At 68.5% G+C, this 18,624-nt stretch carries 17 protein-coding genes and 3 pseudogenes; 8 read left to right on the top strand and 12 right to left on the bottom strand.

The genetic code is table 11. The annotated features are described in order from the left end of the window. Window positions 1–16: 16 nt before the first annotated feature. Together OG225_RS27370 and OG225_RS27365 are read right to left on the bottom strand one after the other, a co-directional pair. Window positions 17–676, bottom strand: coding sequence for a response regulator (locus OG225_RS27370; protein ID WP_405177887.1), 660 nt, complete (start codon window positions 674–676; stop codon window positions 17–19). After that, window positions 673–1,833 carry a sensor histidine kinase gene (locus tag OG225_RS27365; protein WP_405177886.1) on the bottom strand — a complete coding sequence of 387 codons (1,161 nt, stop codon included), beginning with the start codon at window positions 1,831–1,833 and terminating at the stop codon, window positions 673–675. The genes OG225_RS27370 and OG225_RS27365 overlap by 4 nt, the downstream gene beginning before the upstream one ends. 198 nt (window positions 1,834–2,031) lie before the next feature. Here OG225_RS27365 and OG225_RS27360 point away from each other — a divergent pair. Beyond that, window positions 2,032–2,916: pseudogene (locus OG225_RS27360) on the top strand (sterol desaturase family protein); the annotation flags it as partial. A gap of 315 nt (window positions 2,917–3,231) precedes the next feature. Here OG225_RS27360 and OG225_RS27355 read toward each other — a convergent pair. Further along, the gene (locus OG225_RS27355; RefSeq protein WP_405177885.1) at window positions 3,232–4,206 is read right to left on the bottom strand and encodes an SDR family NAD(P)-dependent oxidoreductase; all 975 of its coding nucleotides are present in this window, start codon (window positions 4,204–4,206) and stop codon (window positions 3,232–3,234) included. Between the two features lie 87 nt (window positions 4,207–4,293). Between OG225_RS27355 and OG225_RS27350 the strand changes: the two genes are divergently transcribed. Then, complete coding sequence (locus OG225_RS27350; protein WP_405177884.1) at window positions 4,294–5,643, top strand: TIGR01777 family oxidoreductase; 1,350 nt, start codon at window positions 4,294–4,296, stop codon at window positions 5,641–5,643. On the opposite strand, the gene OG225_RS27345 is transcribed toward OG225_RS27350, so the two are convergent. From OG225_RS27345 to OG225_RS27325, 5 genes are all read right to left on the bottom strand, one after another. Further along, the gene (locus tag OG225_RS27345; protein ID WP_405177883.1) at window positions 5,619–6,917 is read right to left on the bottom strand and encodes a class I SAM-dependent methyltransferase; all 1,299 of its coding nucleotides are present in this window, start codon (window positions 6,915–6,917) and stop codon (window positions 5,619–5,621) included. The genes OG225_RS27350 and OG225_RS27345 overlap by 25 nt on opposite strands. Beyond that, a complete protein-coding gene (locus OG225_RS27340; RefSeq protein WP_405177882.1) occupies window positions 6,914–7,636 on the bottom strand; it encodes a DUF1365 domain-containing protein in 723 nt (240 codons plus the stop codon). Before OG225_RS27340 ends, OG225_RS27345 begins: the two co-directional genes overlap by 4 nt. Beyond that, complete coding sequence (locus OG225_RS27335) at window positions 7,633–8,949, bottom strand: NAD(P)/FAD-dependent oxidoreductase (RefSeq protein WP_405177881.1); 1,317 nt, start codon at window positions 8,947–8,949, stop codon at window positions 7,633–7,635. Before OG225_RS27335 ends, OG225_RS27340 begins: the two co-directional genes overlap by 4 nt. Before the next feature lie 388 nt (window positions 8,950–9,337). After that, window positions 9,338–10,213, bottom strand: a complete 876-nt coding sequence (locus OG225_RS27330) for a MerR family transcriptional regulator (RefSeq protein ID WP_405177880.1) — start codon at window positions 10,211–10,213, stop codon at window positions 9,338–9,340. Window positions 10,214–10,310: 97 nt separating this feature from the next. Then, a complete protein-coding gene (locus OG225_RS27325; protein ID WP_405177879.1) occupies window positions 10,311–10,673 on the bottom strand; it encodes a hypothetical protein in 363 nt (120 codons plus the stop codon). A gap of 117 nt (window positions 10,674–10,790) precedes the next feature. Here OG225_RS27325 and OG225_RS27320 point away from each other — a divergent pair, with 117 nt between their 5' ends. Further along, window positions 10,791–11,390 carry a lipocalin family protein gene (locus OG225_RS27320; protein WP_405183382.1) on the top strand — a complete coding sequence of 200 codons (600 nt, stop codon included), beginning with the start codon at window positions 10,791–10,793 and terminating at the stop codon, window positions 11,388–11,390. 58 nt (window positions 11,391–11,448) lie between these two features. Continuing rightward, window positions 11,449–11,760 (top strand): pyrimidine/purine nucleoside phosphorylase, encoded by a 312-nt coding sequence (locus OG225_RS27315; protein WP_405177878.1) that lies wholly within the window; start codon window positions 11,449–11,451, stop codon window positions 11,758–11,760. 144 nt (window positions 11,761–11,904) lie between these two features. Here the strand turns inward: OG225_RS27315 and OG225_RS27310 are convergent. Beyond that, a pseudogene (locus OG225_RS27310) lies at window positions 11,905–12,105 on the bottom strand (lipase); the annotation flags it as partial. A 140-nt stretch (window positions 12,106–12,245) separates the two neighbouring features. Then, window positions 12,246–12,536 (bottom strand): annotated as a pseudogene (locus OG225_RS27305) (hypothetical protein); the annotation flags it as partial. Window positions 12,537–13,158: 622 nt separating this feature from the next. Between OG225_RS27305 and OG225_RS27300 the strand changes: the two are divergent. Together OG225_RS27300 and OG225_RS27295 are read left to right on the top strand one after the other, a co-directional pair. Then, window positions 13,159–14,676, top strand: coding sequence for a long-chain-fatty-acid--CoA ligase (locus OG225_RS27300; protein WP_405177877.1), 1,518 nt, complete (start codon window positions 13,159–13,161; stop codon window positions 14,674–14,676). Between the two features lie 152 nt (window positions 14,677–14,828). Further along, the gene (locus OG225_RS27295) at window positions 14,829–15,287 is read left to right on the top strand and encodes a DUF2231 domain-containing protein (RefSeq protein WP_405183381.1); all 459 of its coding nucleotides are present in this window, start codon (window positions 14,829–14,831) and stop codon (window positions 15,285–15,287) included. Window positions 15,288–15,304: 17 nt separating this feature from the next. Here the strand turns inward: OG225_RS27295 and OG225_RS27290 are convergent, their stop codons facing one another. Next, window positions 15,305–16,105 carry a 3-oxo-5-alpha-steroid 4-dehydrogenase gene (locus OG225_RS27290; protein ID WP_405177876.1) on the bottom strand — a complete coding sequence of 267 codons (801 nt, stop codon included), beginning with the start codon at window positions 16,103–16,105 and terminating at the stop codon, window positions 15,305–15,307. Window positions 16,106–16,213: 108 nt separating this feature from the next. On the opposite strand from OG225_RS27290, the gene OG225_RS27285 reads away from it, so the two are divergent. Both OG225_RS27285 and OG225_RS27280 read left to right on the top strand, forming a co-directional pair. Continuing rightward, window positions 16,214–17,023 carry a nuclear transport factor 2 family protein gene (locus OG225_RS27285; protein WP_405177875.1) on the top strand — a complete coding sequence of 270 codons (810 nt, stop codon included), beginning with the start codon at window positions 16,214–16,216 and terminating at the stop codon, window positions 17,021–17,023. A 101-nt stretch (window positions 17,024–17,124) separates the two neighbouring features. Further along, a complete protein-coding gene (locus OG225_RS27280; RefSeq protein WP_405177874.1) occupies window positions 17,125–18,294 on the top strand; it encodes an alpha-hydroxy-acid oxidizing protein in 1,170 nt (389 codons plus the stop codon). On the opposite strand, the gene OG225_RS27275 is transcribed toward OG225_RS27280, so the two are convergent. Continuing rightward, window positions 18,291–18,491 carry a hypothetical protein gene (locus OG225_RS27275; RefSeq protein ID WP_157978785.1) on the bottom strand — a complete coding sequence of 67 codons (201 nt, stop codon included), beginning with the start codon at window positions 18,489–18,491 and terminating at the stop codon, window positions 18,291–18,293. The genes OG225_RS27280 and OG225_RS27275 overlap by 4 nt on opposite strands. Between the last annotated feature and the right edge of the window lie 133 nt (window positions 18,492–18,624).

The raw sequence follows: 18,624 nt of genomic DNA, 5'->3' as shown, positions 1-18,624 counted from the left end.
GGCGCATGACCGGCGGTCACCCTCCCGGCGTCACCAGTCCGTGTGTATGCGCGTACACGACGGCGTGAATCCGGTCGCGCACACCGAGTTTCGCCAGCACGCGGGAGACGTGCGTTTTGACCGTTTCCTCACCGACGCATAATTCGGCCGCGATTTCGGCGTTGCTGCGCGCGTCGGCGAGCAGCAGGAGGACCTGGCGTTCGCGGGCGGTCAGTTGATCGACTTCGGGCGGGATCCGCGGGGGTGTGAGGGTGCCCGCGAAATTCGCGATGAGACGGCGGGTCATCGACGGGTCGATGAGGGCGTCGCCGCGGGCGGCGATACGGATGGCGGCGACCAGTTCCTCCGGTGGCAGGCTCTTCAACAGGAATCCGCTGGCACCGGCGCGCAGCGCGCGGTAGAGGTTGGCGTCGCTGTCGTAGGTGGTGAGAACCAGAACGCGGGTGCCGCCCGCGGCCACGATCGACTCGGTGGCGGCGAGGCCGTCCAGTTTGGGCATCCGCACATCCAGGATCGCGACATCCGGGCGCAGGCGGGCCGTTTCGGCGATGGCGCTGCGCCCGTCGCCGACCTCGGCCACGCATTCCAGATCCGCTTGGCTGTCGACCACGGCCCGCAGTCCGGACCGGAACATGCTGTGGTCGTCCGCGATCAGGACGCGCAGGGGGCCGGTCACGATTCTCCGATCGGTATCTCGACGTCGACGTGCCATTCGCGTCCGGTGGAATCGAGACCGTATCGCACCGTCCCGCCGAACAATTCGGCGCGGCGGCGAATCCCGCCGAGACCTCGGGGCACCTCCGGCGACGAGACAGTGACGGCGGGAACGGGATTCGACGCCGCGATGGTGACCCGGTCCCGCCGGTAGCCGATCACCAGGCGCGCGCGACCGGGATCGCCGTGCCGCAGGGCGTTGGTGAGGATCTCCTGCACGATGCGGTACAGGGTCAGGTCGAGGGAATCGGGCAGCGTCACGGGAGTGCCGTCGACGACGACTTCGACCTCGAGCCCGGCCGCCCCGACGTGATCGATCAGTCCGTCGATATCGGACAGGCCCGGCTGACGTTGGCTGTCGTCCTCGCGGCCGTGCAGCATGTCCAACTGCCTGCGCAGATCGACCATCGCCGCGCGACTGCTCGATTCGACCGCGCTCAGCGAACGGGTCGCGGCGGTGTCGCCCGCGTCGGCCAGCGCGAGCCGCGCCGCGCCCGCGTGGATCCCGATGGCGCTGACGTGGTGGGAGATGACGTCGTGCAGATCGCGGGCGATGGCGGCGCGTTCATCGGCGACCGCGCGCACCAGCGCGGTGCGCTGTTCCTGCTCACGCAGGCTCGCCTGCTGTTCCAGATCGGCGATATAGGCGCCACGAGCCGCCGTGTAGCGCCCGACCAGCCACGGAACCACGCCGACGCTGACCGTGGTGGCGAGCAGCAGCCGCCAATCGCCCGCGGTGGCACTTCCGACCAGCAGATGCCCGGTGACGAAACCCGCGCACAGGATCGCGACGGTGAGAAACGAGCGAAGGCCGGTCAGCCACGCACCCGCGCGGTACCCGGCCACCAGATAGCCGACGTCGGCGAAACGCACGGTGAGTCCGTGCCGCATCATCAGCACCGATTCCGCCAGTCGGACCACGACCTGCGCGACGGCGACCACCGCGGCGGTGCGCGGAGGAGCGGCCAGGGCCAGATCGGCCGCCACGATGCCCGCCATCACCGCCAGGGTCTGCCACGGAGCAGTCGAGAACACCCCGCACAGCGCCAGAATCGTGGTGTCGACCACCGCAGCGGTGATCGCGACCACGAGGGATTGCCTGGCCAGCGACCTGGTCACGTCGAACAGTTCGCCACCACCTTTCGCGCAGTCGGGCCGCCGCCGAGCCTACCCAGCGCGGCGCGCGCCACCGCGGACCCGCCGATGCCACCGTGTCCGCTGGGCGGCGCGGGCGCATCCCCCGCGTGGGGGATCGCGAATCCCCCGGCGGCGCGATGTATAGCCAGGTCAGCGGCCATAGTGTGAGAGGCGAACCCAATGGAGGGAGACCCCGTGAATAGTTCCCAGCTGTTCATCTACGCCGTACCCGCGTTCGCCGTGCTCATGCTCGTGGAGTGGATCGCCTACCGCCGCGATCCCGACCGCGCCGCCAACGGACAGTCCGGGCGTGACACGGCGTCCAATATCGCCACGTACACGATCGGCCGCGTACTGCGGCCGCTGGCGCAGAATCTGGTGCCGTTCTCGGCGGTGATCGTCGTCGCCGCACTGACGCCGCTGCACCTGTCGCCGCAGCACTGGTGGGTGTGGGTGCTCGGATTCGTCGTCACCGACTTCTGCTACTACTGGGCCCATCGCGCCGACCATCGGATCCGGCTGATGTGGACCGCGCACAGCGTCCACCACTCCAGCCAGTACTTCAACCTCTCCACCGCGATCAGGTTGTCGTGGGTGCATCCGGTCGCCTCGACCATGCGCGGATTCGCGTGGGTGCCCGCCGCGCTGATCGGCCTGCCTCCGTGGATGATCTTCCTGCTCCAGGCCATCGGCCTGCTGTACCAGTTCCCGATCCATACCCAGCGCGTCGACACCCTGCCGCGCCCGATCGAATTCCTGTTCAACACCCCCGCCCACCACCGGATCCACCACGCCTCGAACCAGCCGTACATCGACAAGAACTACGGCGGCATCTTCATCGTCTGGGATCGCCTGTTCGGCAGCTTCGCCGAGAAGTCCGAGCCGATCCGCTACGGACTCACCAAGAACATCGAGACCGACAATCCGCTGAAGGTGAACTACCACGAACTCGCCGCGATGATTCGCGATGTGCGCCATGCGAATTCGTGGCGGGGCAGGTTCGGGTACGTCTTCGGTCCGCCCGGATGGAGCGAGCGGACACCGGTTTCCTCCGAAACCGTCTCCGATGCCACGGCCACACTGTCGGCGGATGCGGTCGCCACGCGCCAGTTGGTCGACGCGGTCAGCGCGCACCGGTCGGCGGACGCCATGAATACGTACCGGTCGATGGAGGCCACGGCAGAGCGCCAGTTGGTGGACGCCACGACCGCACCCCGGTCGGCGGACGCTGCGACGGCATCACGGTCCGTCCCGATGGCGAAGCGGGGTGGCGCCGCGTCGGAACGACAGTCGGCGGAGGGCTCCACGCCCCGACAGTCGGCCGCACCGCAACCGGTGCGCTGACAACCACGAACCACCGTGCGGCCGTGTGTGATCCGATCAGTACAGGGTCACCCCGGCCGCACGGTTGCAGTCCAGCCACAACCGCCAGACCTCCCCGGAGGAGTAGCGGGTGCGGCGCAGTCGGTGTTCGGGACGTTGCCGCCGGTCGTGCCAGAAATGTCCGGACGGCGGCGGAGGTTGCGTCGCGGCCAGCCAGACGGCGGTATCGGCGCCCTCGGCGGGGGTTCGCAGCAGCGGTCCGACGAGACGATGGAAACCGGGCAGCGCGTCGGTGATGCCGGGGGTGTCGACCCAGCCGGGATGCATGGAGTGCGCCGAAATTCCCTGCGGCGCATATCGTTCGGCGATGATCGGGGTGAAGGCCACCTGCATGCGTTTGGTCCGCGCGTACGCCGTCGCGCCGCGATACCCGCCGCGCAGGTATTCGGGATCGTCGACGGCCAGCGGCTGGGTGTACATCCCGCCCGACGACACGAAGATCACCCGGCCCGCCCCGGTGGCGGCGAGTAGCGGCGCGAGCCGGTCGGTCAGGCGCAGCGGCCCGAGTATGTGGGTGGCCAGACTCAGTTCGTGTCCGTCGGGCGATTCGGTGCGTTTCGGTGGCAGCACGCCCGCGTTGTGGATCAGCACGTTCAGCCCGGTCAGCTGGTCGGTGAGCCGGTCGGCGCAGGCGGTGACCGAATCCGGATCGGCGATATCGCATTCGGTGACGAGGACGTCGGCGCCTGGACGCGCGGCCAGTATCCGGTCGCGTGCCCGTTCGCCGCGTTCCCGGTTGCGTACGGCCAGCACCACCGATGCGTCGAGTGCGGCCAGCGCGTCCGCGATCGCGAGGCCTATACCGGAATTGGACCCCGTCACCAGTGCCGTCGCGCCGCGTAGCGCGTGCGGCGCCGGATCGGCGGGCCAGTGTTCGCGGCGTAGCGCGATGCCGAGGCGGGTGAAGCCGGGAACGATGGTCCGGTCGAGGAGGGTGTCCAGTCGAGGCGTGGCACCGGGTGCATCGGTCATCGGCCCATTCTTCTAGAGATTCCGGCGAATCGCGACAGAACGATGCATGAACGTTGCGCGAGAGTGAATCATGGTTAGAGTCGGGGGATGGGCATCGAGTGTTCGAGTGTCGTCGCCGCATCCCGATCCGAGGTGTTCGCGTGGTATTCCCGCCCCGGTGCGTTCGCCCGGCTCGCGCCGCCCTGGCAGCCGGTGACCCCGGTCGCCGAGGCGGACTCGTTGCGTGACGGCCGCGCGGTCCTCGGTCTGCCCGGTGGACTGCGGTGGGTGGCCCGCCACGATCCGGCCGAATACGACCCGCCGCACCGGTTCGTCGACGATCTGGTCGTCGACGGACTCGCCTCGATGCCCGCCGGATTGCTGTTGCGCTGGCGGCACACCCACGAATTCGAGGCCGTCGACGAGGCGGGTACCCGCGTGGTTGATCGGGTGGACTCCCCGGTTCCAGCCTTCGCGTTGCGTCCGATGTTCGACTACCGCTATCGGCAGTTGGCCGACGATCTGGCCGCGCACGGTCGGGCGGCCGCGCACGGCTACGCGCCGTCGACGATCGCCGTCACCGGGAGTTCGGGTCTGATCGGGTCGGCGTTGACCGCGTTCCTGACCACCGGCGGCCACCGGGTGTTGCGCCTGGTCAGGCATCAGCCGGTCGGTACGGACGAAAGGCAATGGCACCCCGACGATCCCGCGCCGGATCTGCTCGACGGCGTCGACGCCGTCGTCCATCTGGCGGGCGCGTCGATCGCCGGACGTTTCACCGCGGGCCACAAGCGCGCGATGACCGAGAGCAGGATCGGTCCGACCCGCAGGCTCGCCGAACGCGCGGCCGCCACCGGGGTCGGCGCGTTCGTCTGCGCCTCGGCCATCGGCTACTACGGATACGACCGCGGCGACGAGGTGCTGGACGAGAACGCGACGCACGGTGACGGTTTCCTCGCCGATCTCGTCTCCGACTGGGAGGCGGCCACACTCGTCGCGGCCGAAGCCGGAGTGCGGGTGGCCCGGATTCGCACCGGTATCGTGCAATCGCCGCGCGGTGGCACGCTGAAACTGTTGCGCCCGCTGTTCACGACCGGGCTCGGCGGCCGGATCGGTGACGGCAGCCAATGGCTGTCCTGGATCGGGATCGACGATCTCGTCGATGTGTACCATCGCGCGCTGTGGGACAGCGATCTCGTCGGCCCGGTGAACGCCGTCGCCCCGCAACCGGTTCGGAATACCGATTACACCAAGACATTGGCCGGGGTGCTGAATCGGCCCGCGTTGCTGCCCGTTCCGGAATTCGGTCCGGGGCTGCTGCTCGGTGCGCAGGGGTCCAAGGAATTGGCCGCGGCGAGTCAGCGCGTCGCGCCGGCGCGACTGTTACGCGCCGGGCACACGTTCCGCCGACCCGAACTGGAATCGACGCTGCGTCATCTGCTCGGCCGGACCGGCTGATCCGCTCTGGTCAGCAGGAACTGACGCACATCGAGGTAACCGCACCGGAATCCGGCCTCGGAATAGGCCAGATACAGCCGCCACATCTCGATGAAGACCGGATCGAACCCGAGCGCGGCCACTTCCTCGAGCCGCGCCTCGAAGCGCTGACGCCACAGCCGCAGGGTATGGGCGTAGTGCGGCCCCATCGAGAAGTCGTCGCGGACGAGGAGTGAGCTGTCGCGGCGCACGGTTCGCTCGATCAAGCGGGTCGATGGCAGGAAACCCCCGGGAAAGATGTATTTGTGCACCCAGGTGTAGGTGTCGCGGGTGGCGAGCATGCGCTCGTGCGGCATGGTGATGGATTGCACGACCACGCGCCCGTCGTCCGCCAGGACGCCGTCGATGGTCGCGAAGAACGTCCCGAGATATTCGTAGCCGACGGCCTCGATCATCTCGACCGACACCACGGCGTCGTAGGTGCCATCCACCTTGCGGTAGTCGAGCAGATCGACGCGCACCCGGTCGCCCAGCCCGGCCGCGGCGATCCGTTCCACGGCGAGCGCGCGCTGTTCGGTGGACAGCGTCACCGACCGCACCACCGCGCCCCTCGCGGCCGCGCGCAGGGCCAATTCGCCCCAGCCGGTGCCGATTTCGAGAACGCGGGTACCCGGCCCGACCCGCGCGGCGTCCAACATCCGGTCGATCTTGGCGTGCTGGGCCGCGGCGAGATCCTCCCAGCGTGGCGGCGGCGAGAGCTGTCCGAACAACGCGCTGGAATAGGTGAGCGTGTCGTCGAGGAAGAGCGCGAAGAACTCGTTGGACAGGTCGTAGTGCCTGGCGATGTTATCCCTGGTGTTGTCCGGGCTGTTGTGTTCGTCCGCCGGATGGGTGGCGACATACAGTCGCCGCAACCGTTGCAGGGACGCGGGGATCAGCGTGTCGATGCGGGCGGCGAAGACCTCGAGGGTCGCCGCGAGGTCGGGCGCGGACCAGTCACCGGCCATATACGACTCGCCGAACCCGATCAGCCCGCCCGCCCCGATGCGGGCGAAGAAGTCACGCGGGCGGCGCAGGATCATTCGCGGATCGTCGCGATCACCGTCGCCGTACCTCGTGCCGTCGGGCAGTTCGACCAGTACCGGCAGGTCGCGGACCGCGCGCCGGAACAGGTATTCGGCCACCGGCGCCGCGACGGCGGTTCGGATGCCCGTGGGGACGGTGTCGACGTCGGGCCACGCCGCTCTGCTCGGGGTGGGACGGGTGCCGGGTTCGGCGTGGAATTCGATACTCACCGCAGCGGCTCCTGGGGCGAAACGGAGGGTCGGGCGACGACGGGCAGGCGGCGGGCCCACAGGCGCACGCCCTGCCAGCGGATACGCGCCGAGACCAGTAGTGGAGCGAGGGGTACGGCAATGATCGCGCGCAGAACCGTCGGGAGGGTGGCCGTTCGGCAACGACCTGTCATCGAAGCGGCGAAGATCGGTGTGCCGTATTCGAGCACGATGGATACCCGAAGTTCGTCATCCGGTTCGGGGACTCGCATCCGGTATTCGCCGCTGACCTCGTTGAACGGTGACACGTAGAACTGCTTCTCGGTGCGCGCCCGGCCGTTCTCGTCGGGTCGGAGCAGATAGCGGTGCCTGCCGCCGTAGGTGTTGTGCACCTCGGCGATCACGCAGACCGGAGTGTCGGTCTCGTCGCGGCACCAGTACAGCGTGAGCGGATTGAAGACATGCCCGAGGACACGGGCATTGGCGAGCATCAGCACCCGGCCGCCACGCAGGCCGATGCCGTGTTCGGCCAGGTAGTCGTCGACATTGCGGCGCAGCGACAGGCCGGGATCGCCGAGATGGTCGGCGGCGCGGAAATCGGCGAACGGACGCAGCCACCCGGGCAGCCTCGGCATATCGTCGAGATCGACCAGCCAGCTGTAGCTGCGATATCGGAACTCGTGGCGCAGCGGGGCCATTCGCGCGTGATGGATACGGGTACGGACGATGCGCGCGTTCATGACGCGTGCACGACCCGTGGCTCGTCCGCCCATCGAGAACCGAGCCGTCGCGCCGCGCGCAGACCCGACGCCGCCCCGTCCTCGTGGAAACCCCAGCCGTGATAGGCGCCCGCGAATGCCACGCGATCGTCGCCGATCTCGCCGAGCCTGCGCTGCGCGGCGACCGAATCCGGTGTGTAGATCGGATGCTCGTAGACCATTCGATCCAGAATCCGGTCCGCCGCGACCCGGTCGCCGTCGCCGAGGGTGACGAGGAAGCGGCGGTCGTCCGCACGGTCGAGGCGCTGCAATCGGGTCAGGTCGTAGCTGACGAGCACCCGGTCGGCGCGGGTATCGCACGCGGGCAGCCGATAGTTCCACGAGGCGCGGGCCCGCGTGGCCTTCGGGAGCACGGATTCGTCGGTGTGCAGGACGGTGTGGTTCACCGAATACGGCATCGCCGACAGGATCGAGCGTTCGGCGTCGGTGGGTTCGGCCAGCAGGGCAAGGGCTTGGTCGGGGTGGGTCGCGACCACGACGGCGTCGAAACGCGCGACCGCGTCGGCGTCGTCCCGCACGGCGACGCCGTCGGCGGTCCGGTGCACCGCGCGCACGGGGGTGGCCACGCGCACGGCGTCCAATCGCTCGGCGACCGCGCCGACGTAATTCGTCGACCCGCCGACCACGGTGCGCCAGGTCGGCGAGCCGAATACCGTCAGCATGCCGTGATGGTGCAGGAAGGCGAACAGGTACCTGGCCGGGTAGCGCAGCGCGGTGGTTGGATCACACGACCACACCGCCGATACCAGCGGCGTCAGGAAATGCGTGACGAAGTAGTCGGAAAACGCCGCCGCCCTGACGAATTCGCCCAGCGTCCGGCCCTCGGACCCGGCATGGTCGAGTTCCGCGCGGGCGAGGCGGTGGAAACGCGGTACTTCGGTGAGCAGCCGCAGGTAGCGTCCGCGGGTCACCGATCGCGGTGTGGCGAACAGTCCGGCGAGACCGCGGGCTCCCGCGTATTCGAGTCCGCAGCCGTCACATCGCACCGACATGCTCATATCGGATTCCTGTGTCGCGACGCCGAGTTCGTAGAACAGGCGCAGCAGCGTCGGGTACGTGCGGTCGTTGTGGACGATGAAACCGGTGTCGACGCCGATCGACGCGCCCGTCGTCGCGGTGATCCGGTGGGTGTCGGCGTGTCCGCCGAGCCTGGCCTGCGCCTCGTACAGGGTGACCTCCGACGAATGGGCCAGGGCCAACGCCGCGGTCAGTCCGGACACTCCGCCGCCGATGACGGCGACGTGCCGGGTGCGGTCCTGCTTGCGGTCGACCATAACTCTCCTTCGGACTCGCTGTGCATCAATTATGCATCGTTTCGCGTGAGTGAGCCACTCATGCCGGGAGGTGTTCGCCGTGCGCGCCGTGTCGGATCGGTCGATTCGGGTTCCGACCAGGCTGAATCCGAACACCGAGAGTTTCGGGGTATGCGATCCGAGGGCCGTTTCGGCCGGGAGCGACGGGTCGGGATGGACCGCACTATCGTCGGCGCCGACATCCCCTGTCCGCGGCCCATGTCGATGAGCGCGGGATCGACCTGCCGACAGCCGAGGATCGTATTCCACGGGAGACGTCGCACGGTCTCGGCAACACGTTCGGGACATGCGTGCCGGACGTATTCGCGTGAGTGCCGACCGCTCCGTCCGCATGGGACGCGAGGCCGGTTCAGGCCAGCAGGTCGACGGCGTCGGTCAGGCTGCGCACCCGGTGCACCGTGTCGGGCAGGATGACCTCTTCCCAGCCCGGGCCGCCGACGAAGATCCGCGCGCCCGCGTTGGCGCAGGCGCGGACCGCCGAGGTCAGCGCCGTGGATTCCTGCTGCGACCACAGCACTGCCGACGCCGGAACGTCGTGCCGGGCGATCGCGTCGGTCAGCGCGGTCGTCGGCACGTCGGCGCCGAGCATCCTGGCGCCGACGGCGCGTTCGGCGAGTGCGGCCCGCAGCACCTCGAGGGGGAGCGCGTGTGTCTCACCGCTGGTGCAGGCCAACAGGATCGATCGCGCCGCCGTGTTCGACGCCGCTGTATTCGGCGCCGCCATCTTCTCCGGTGGGGGATTGGTGCGGTGCATGATCGAGGTGATGCACCAGGAGAGCAGGTGTTCGACGTCGATGCAGCCTTCGCCGTCGTCCTGGCGGGTGATGATGTCGGCGAAGGCGGGGCGGCACAATTCGTCCCAGGTCGCGATCACCCCGTAGTCGCGCACGTGGACGCCGAGCAGGCCGGACACGGCCGTGGCGTCGAGTGCGAAGGCCGCGTCGAGCAGGGTGATCCGGTCGCCGCGCACCGGGAGCGGCCCGCGTACCGAGGCGGCCGCGCCCGCGGGCGTCGCGCCGTCGCGGATGAGCGCGACCATCTGGCCGAGCAGTGCGATATCCCGCTCCGAGTACAGGCGGTGCCTGCCCGGGCGATCCTGCGGGGGCCCGATGTCGTACCGGCGATTCCAGCTTCGCAGCGTCGCGGTCGGAATGCCGAGACGCTCGGCGACCGCGCGCACCGTGTATCCGGCCGCGTCGGAGACTGGAGCTGAACCGGCGGGCATCGCCTCATTCTGCCCCGTCCGGTCTCGGCGTGTCGTCACGGCCCGGCGCCCCGGTGTCCGGGGCGGTGCGCGATGCCCGGCTGTAGCCGCACGGACTTCATGTTCGCGTCGTCGCGATCGCGGTGGCGGCGCACAGCAGGCCCCAGCCCGCCGTGACCGCGACGGCCTTGGCGCGCTGTGGTCTGCCGCGCAGCGCGAGCCCGAGTACCGCCGTGTCACCGAGGTCCGAGCACACTCTGACGGCGATGGCGACACGCAGGGATCGGGCATCGGGCGCCGCGATCATGGCGAGTCCGGAGGCGGTGTCGCGCAATCCGACCATCCTGGTCAGCGCGCGCACGGCCGGGGGCTCGTCGGACCAGCCGCACGGCCCGAGCAGGATCGCGGGGCGCGCGGCGACCGCGATGCCGTAGGCGGCGGTCGCGATTCCGGCCGCTCGGGGGAGCCAGTCGTAACGCATTCGACCTCCTGCGTGATCCGTGCCGGTCGCGAACCGCACCGACGCGTCAATTATGCATCGTTCTGGGTTAAGGTGGAAGAGTCGTCGATCCGAGGAGTTCCCGTGTTCCCCCATCGAATGATCCATCGTTGCGCGGCCGTTCTCGCCGCCGCTCTCATCGTCGCCCCGCTGAGCGCGGGTATCGCGTCCGCCGCGCCGCGACCGGTCGCCGCACCCGCCCCGGTGCCGTCGCTCGAACTCGACCGATACCTCGGCACCTGGTACCAGCTCGCCGCGGTGCCGCAGTTCTTCAATCTGGTCTGCGCGCGCGACACCACCGCCACCTACGCTCTCGACCCGCAGGGCAATGTCTCGGTCCGCAACCGCTGCACCACCTGGTCGAACACCCCCAACGAGATCAGTGGCACCGCGACCGTGAACGACCGGGCGACCGGCGCCCAACTGCACGTCAGTTTCCCCGGCGTCCCCACCCAGGAAAGCCTGGAAGGGCCGACCAACTACATCGTCACCGCCCTCGGCGCGGATTACTCCTGGGCGCTGGTCACCGACCCGACCCGGGTGTCCGGATTCGTCCTGTCGCGCACACCCGCCCTTGACGCCGCGCAGTGGCAGCAGGTCGGGACGGCGATCGACGCGGTCGGGCAGAGTCGGTGCGTGTACCTGACCTCGCCCACGACCGGCGGTCTGTCTCAGATCGCACCGCTGTGCACGGTGTGAGGACGGCGGTAGTGGGCCCAGTAAGCTGACGGCTCCACATCGGCTCGGGAAAGAGATCATGTCGCAGTTCGAGAACGTCAGCGTGACGAAGAAGGCCAACGTCTACTTCGGCGGCAAATGCGTCAGCCACAACATCGTGCTGGCCGACGGCACGGCCAAATCGGTCGGCGTCATCCTGCCCTCGGCGCTCACCTTCAGCACCGGCGCGCCGGAGATCATGGAATTGATCGAGGGCGAATGCAAGGTCACCCTCCCCGGCGCGTCCGAGGCCGTCACCTTCCGCGGCGGCGAGTCGTTCAGCGTGCCCGGCGACAGTTCGTTCGATATCGAGGTCGTCGAAACCCTGCACTACGTCTGCCATTTCGGCTGAGACCGGGTTCGCGCCATCCCGGGCCCGCCGCGTCGCGCGGTGATCGGGCATCCGGTCAGTACGCGGGCGATCATAGCGCCGCACGTGCCCGTCGACGTCGGCGACGGCGATCAGTTCGTCGTGCACGCCCTGGATGACGAGCAGGGGCATCGCGGGCGCGCGCTGTCCCGGCCGGATGTCGTCGAGTACGCGCCGCACCGCCGGCCGAGCCAGGATGTCGGCGAATCCGGTGGTGCTGTAGCGGTCCATGTTCTTGCCCGCGAAACGGGCCAGCAGCGCCAGCGTGGTGCGTGATTCCGCGTCGGCGAGCAGTGTGTGGAATTCCGGGGTCCCGAATTCGCGCAATGCCCGGTCCAGTGCCGGATAGGCCCGCCGCAACGCCGCGACGCAGACCGTCGAAAACCCGACATCAGCGATCCGTTCAGCCGGATGAAGGCCGCCGCGCGATATCCGGGTTCGCGTGCCACTCCGAAATGACCGCCCATGCCGCCGTGATCCGGTACCGTCACCGCCCAGCCGCGGGCGAGCGCCTCGGCGATCACCGGCAGTTCCAGTTCCAGTTGCGGTATCGCGCCGAGCGCGCGAGCGCCCTGCGCAGCGCGTAGTAGGGGAAACAGCGCGAGTTCGACGCTGCGGGCACGCGGGATCGTTCCGGCCGAGAGCAGTGCGAAATCATCGGGTGGACAATAGAATTCGTCGTCCTCGGGAAGTCGCGCGGCGGTGGAACCCGCGACGGGGCCAGCGGTCGGTGCGACCGGCGCCGATTCGGCGGGCATGCTCACTGCTGTCCATCCTCTCGATCGCGCCGCGGGCGCGTCACGCCGTGGCGGGCGCGGGAAGCCGGTCGTCGGATTCGGAGAATGTCGAACTGGTCCGTCGAATCTAACAATTCCGGACCCCCGAACTAATTGTCGGCGAGCACAAGTGATGTCCGGGATTTTCTCCGTGGGTGCAGTGACCGATGACCGTGTCGGAGCGTGGTGATCCGGTCGGACGATCCGGCCAAATTTGATACTTGCGTTGCCCTGTGTATCAGGCATAGCCTTGTCGAAACTTGCACTGCTAGTTTCGGAGGTTCCCATGGGCTGCGAGTCGCGGACGGCGCATATCGCACGCTCCAGGAGGGAATCGGCCGGTCGTTCGCGCGATCCGCGATGTCACGGATCCGGTGGCCAGCACCATTCGGCCACCTCGTCGATGACGTCCCCCGTGTCGCCGTCGCGTGCGGTGGCGAACCCCCGCGGCGTCCGGTGCGCCGGACCCCTCCGACGAACCCGGTAGCCCGTCAGCGGGCGCATCGCGTCCGCGGACCCGATCGAGCCGACCGGAGATCGCGGCCGGGCGACGGCACGTGTCGCTCGTGACAGCGCGGTCATCGATAGAACAGGAGTACTCCCCATGAATGCGACACTGTCGCTCGCCAGCGTCCTCGCCGAGCAGGCCAAGCGTCGGCCGGATCGGGTCGCGCTGATCGAGGGCGAGCACCGGATCACCTTCGGCGAACTGTGGGAACAGGCGCGAGGTCAGGCCGCGGCGCTGATCGCGCTCGGAATCCGCCCCGGCGATCGGGTCGCGCTCATGTGCCCCAACACGGCCGAATTCCCGCGCGCCTACTACGCGATCCTCGCGGCAGGCGCGGTGGTCGTGCCGGTGCACCTGCTGCTGACCGCGCGCGAGGCCGCGCACGTCCTGCGTGACAGCGGGGTCACCCTGATGGTGTGCCACCCGATGTTCGCGCCGGTCGGCGAGGCGGCGGCCTCGATCGCCGAGATTCCTTGCGTCGCACCGAATTCGCTTTCGGGAGAACCGATTCCGGCGTTCGTGTCGCGGGCTCCGGAGGATCCGGCGGTGATCTTCTACACCAGCGGCACCACGGGAACGCCGAAGGGGGCCGAGCTGAGCCACCTGAATCTGGTCATGAACGCGACGGTCAACGCCTTCGACGCGAACGACGTCCGTCCCGAACACGTGACCCTCGGCGCGTTGCCGCTGTTCCACGTCTTCGGCCAGACGGTGTCGATGAATTCGACCTGGCGTGCGGGCGCGGCGCTGGTATTGCAGTCCAGATTCGATGCGGCCGAAGCGATTCGGTTGATGGTCGCCGAGAACGTCGACACCTTCCACGGCGTGCCGACCATGTACATCGGCCTGATCGAGGCCGCTGCGCGGGCCGAGCGGCTACCCGCGCTGCGCCTGTGCGTCTCCGGTGGCGCGGCGCTGCCCGGCGCGGTGCTCGAAGCCTTCGAGGCGACCTTCGGCGCCCGGATCCTCGAGGGGTACGGCCTGTCGGAGACCTCGCCGTCGGCCGCGGTCAACCAACCCGATTTCGGTTCGCGCGCGGGCACCGTCGGCCATCCGGTCTGGGGTGTCGACGTGGAGATCGCCGATCCGGACCTGGGCCGCGCGATCTCGCTGCTGCCGACCGGGGAACTGGGCGAGGTCGTGGTCCGCGGACACAATGTGTTCAACGGGTATATCGGCAATCCGGCGGCGACCGCGGAAACCGTCGTCGACGGCTGGTTCCGCACCGGTGATCTCGGCGTCAAGGACGAGGACGGTTTCATCCGGATCGTCGACCGCACCAAGGATCTGATCATCCGCGGCGGTTTCAACGTGTATCCGACCGAGGTCGAAGCCGCGCTGTTGCGTCATCCCGGTATCGCGCAGGTGGCGGTGATCGGGGTTCCCGACCCGACCTACGGCGAGGAGATCTGCGCGGTGGTCGTGCCGACGGAATCCACACTCCCCGACGCCGATACCGCCGCGGGCGTCATCGAATACGCCCGCGAACAACTGGCCAAGCACAAGTACCCGCGGCGGGTGGAATTCCTGAACGAACTGCCACTGGGTCCGAGTCACAAGGTGCTCAAGCGGGAGTTGCGGCTGCGATACGCGGTCGCACACAGCGATTCCTGATCTTTCCCGCGCGCGACCGGCGTGCGAGGGTGCCCCTCCCGCGCACGCCGGTCGATGTCTTCGTCTGCGTGGTCGCCGTGCGGAAAATATGATCGGGGACGACACTGTCGGTGGACCGCCGACGCGGTCGATGCCGAGGAGGCGCCGTGCAGATGATCAATGGTTTACCCGCCCACGTCCTGTTGGTCCACGCCGTGGTGGTGCTCGTTCCGCTGACCGCGTCGTTGGCGGTGCTCGCCGCCGTATGGCCGACGGCGCGGCGCGCGCTGATCTGGCTGGCCACCGTGCTCGCCGCGGTCACGATGGTGCTGACCCCGATCACGGTGGACGCGGGCGAGACCTTCGCCCGGAACTTCGGCCCCTCCGAGACATTGCGAACCCACGCCGATCTCGGCTCGACGATGACGTGGTTCGTCGTTCCGCTCGTCGTGCTGACGGTGGCTCTGCTCGTCGTCCACCTGCGCGAACGGCGCGGCAAGCCACTCGCACGGGTCTTCGTCGTGGCCTTGGCCGTACTCGTGATCGTCGCCGGGGTCGCGGCCACCGTTCAGGTCTTCCGGGTCGGCGAATCCGGTGCGCGCGCCGTGTGGGGCGCGTCGTCCGCGCAGTAGCGCGCTCCCGCGCTTGCTCAGATCACATAGGGAATCAAGGCCTTTCGCTCGGCCGGGTATTCAGCGAACCGTTCGCGATACCACCGGTGGGTCGCGAGCGCGCGCGGCACCAGATTGCCCGCGGTGATCAGCAAGATCGCCACTCCGGCCAGTGACCAGCCGAGCAGTGCGAAACCCGCCCACGCGATCAGTTCGCCGAGATAGGCGGGGCTGGTGACGTACCGGAACCCGAAGCCGTACGGAATCCGGTATTCCGTCGACTGCGCGGAACTCGGATCGGCCTTGCCGCGCAGGTTGCGCACGATGGACTCCGAGCGGACGAGCAGGGTGAACCCACACAGGTAGATCACCACGCCGACGAGGAAGCGCGGATCGGTGAACCAGTCGGTGTCGTACTGATTCCGGTAGTCGTGACTGAAGAACGCCCCGTTCAGGTAGCCGTGCACGGCGGTCACGAACATGCCCATCGCCAGGACCGAGATATTGAAGCTGCCGCGTTTACCGGGCACCTGCCGGATGGACAGTGGGAAGAACCAGCCGCGGTTTCCGTAGTGCAGCAGCCAGATCGCCGCGAGTACCAGCGGAACGGGCTCGAATCGCCGCGGGCCGCCGAGGTAGAACACCGCGAACACCACCGTCGCCGGAATCTCCATCAGCCACCAGCCGAGTTTCGGCGGGAGGTTGAATCCGAGTTTCGCCGTCGCGAACCGTCCGTAGGGACTCTGCGTGAAGAGGCCTGCTACCAGCACGAACGCGGCGAATGCGAAGGCGACAGCGAGTACGGTGTCATAGGCGGAATCGCCGGTGTACCAATCCATCGAGGTCCTTTGTCGAGCGGGTGCGCGGCCGACGGCCTGCGCCAAAATTAGAACATGTTCTAACATAGGCGCACCCGTCGTTCGACCGTGACCATGGAGGAACCCGTCATGCCGCTGGATTCGACCGCGGACGATCTGCTCGCCGCTGTACTCGCGTCGCCACGTGCCGTCGCGGCGCACGACAAGGCGGCGTGGGTCGATCTGTTCGGCGAGGACGCCGCGGTAAACGATCCTGTCGGCTCCCGTCCGCACGTCGGCAAGGTCGCGATCGGGCGCTTCTACGACACCTTCATCGGGCCCAACGCCATCGCCTTCGACGTGCGGCGCGATCTCGTCGCGGGTCCGACGGTGGTGCGCGATCTGTCGATCACCATCATCATGTCGACCGGGGCGACGGTCACCGTGCCGATGCACCTGCGCTACGACCTGGCCGAGGTCGGCGCGACGTGGAAGATCGCCCGGCTGGCGGCGCACTGGGAACTGGCCCCGATGATCGGGCAACTGCTGCGCGCCGGCCCGCGCGGTATCGGCGCGGCCACGCGGCTGGGGCCGCGGTTGGTCCGCAACCAGGGCGTCGGCGGCGCCATCGGCATGATGCGGGCGCTGTCGAGCGTCGGACGCGCGGGTAAGCGCCGGGTCGACGCGCTGTTCACCGCCGCCGCTGTCGGCGACGTCACCGGGGTGGGCGATCTGCTCGGCGGACACGCCGAACTCGAACTGCGGCCGGGCACGTCGGTCTCGGTGGCCGATTTCGTCGATCGCACCCGAAATATGCGCTGGGACAAGATGATCGTGGCCGGACGCGTGGTCACCGTTTCGGTCGATCTCGGCGACGCGCGTGGCGTGGCGATCATCGACTTCGATCGGCACGAACTTGCTATCCGGCGGATCGTCCTATTCCTCGATACCGACGCGTAGCGGCATCGGGTTCCGGGTCCGCGGCCACGCCGCGCTGTCTAGGATCCGGAGGGGAGGGCCCGGGCGCCCCCGTGACCTGCCGCCGACGAAAGGGCCGGACGATGGCGTTCGCCGACTACCAGAACGAGATCTACTTCGCCGCGCTCGGCGGCAACCTGCCCGAGTTCCCGATGGACTACGCCACGCTGGAGGCCAAGGCCGCGGCGGCGCTGCCCACCTCGCTGCATTCCTATATCGCGGGCGGCGCGGGCGACGAACTGACCCAGCGGCGCAATGCCGAGGCATTCGAGGACTGGGGGCTGATACCGCGCATGCTCGTCGGCGCGACCGAGCGCGATCTGTCGGTGACCGCGTGGGGCCAGACCTTCGCGAGTCCGGTGTTCATGGCACCGGTCGGCGTCATCGGATTGGTCACCGGCGACAAACACGGTGATATCGCGGTCGCGCAGGCCTCGGCGGCCACCGGCGTCCCCGCGATCTTCTCCACGCTGATGGAGGATCCGCTCGAGGACGTCATCCCGCACGCCGGGAGTACGCCGGGCTTCTTCCAGCTCTACACGCCCAAGAACCGCGATCTCGCCGCGAGCCTGGTGAGCCGGGCCGAACGCGCGGGCTATCGGGGTATCGCGGTCACGCTCGACACCTGGATTCCGGGCTGGCGTCCGCGCGACCTGTCGACCGGCAACTTCCCGCAGCTGCGCGGACATGTGCTGAAGAACTACACCAGCGATCCGGTCTTCCAGCAGATGGCGGGCACCGACGACCCCAAGATGATCGTGCTGCACTGGATCGGCACCTTCGGCAACGCCCTGACCTGGGACGACCTGGAATGGCTTCGTTCGCTGACCGATCTGCCGATCATGCTCAAGGGGATCTCCCATCCCGAGGATGCCCGCCGCGCGCTCGACCACGGCGTGGACGGCGTCTACTGCTCCAATCACGGTGGACGACAGGCCAACGGCGGACTCAGCGCCCTGGAGACGCTGCCGGATATCGTCGCCGCGGTCGACGACCGGGTTCCGGTGCTCTTCGACTCGGGGGTGCGCTCGGGTTCGGATGTGATCAAGGCCATCGGTCTCGGCGCGACCATGGTCGGTCTCGGCCGACCCTATGTCTACGGGCTGGCACTCGGTGGGGTGCCCGGCCTGGTGCACGTGCTGCGCATGATCCTGGCCGAGGCCGACCTGCTCATGGCGGTCAACGGCTACCGGGATATCGCGGCGATCCGCGAGAACATCCGCCCGACGACGAAAGGCCGTGCGGCACACTAGATCATGGCGGGGTCCGGCAGCGCGCCCTCGGCCGTTCGCAGCCGTTCGCTGAGCTGGGTGAGTAACTCGATCGACTCGTCCGACAGTCCGACGGTGGTCCGCACCAATCGGCGCAACTGTTTACCGGAGATCTGGCACGCCAGCACATCGTCGGTGGCGCGGTATCGGACGAGATCGAGATCCACTGCGGTACTCACAATCTGACAACTCGGGGCCCTGGACATACAGGCAAGAGGCAGACCTTCGCGGGTCCACCGTCGCACACAGGTTCCTTCGCTGCGATGTCGCTGAATATCTCACACGGCCCGCCTGGGCGGGTCGCGCGGCGAT

The sequence above is a fragment of the Nocardia sp. NBC_01377 genome (assembly GCF_045040005.1).
Lineage (GTDB): Bacteria > Actinomycetota > Actinomycetes > Mycobacteriales > Mycobacteriaceae > Nocardia > Nocardia noduli.
Note: the sequence above shows the minus strand (reverse complement) of the source record. Positions and strands in the feature narration are given on the sequence as shown.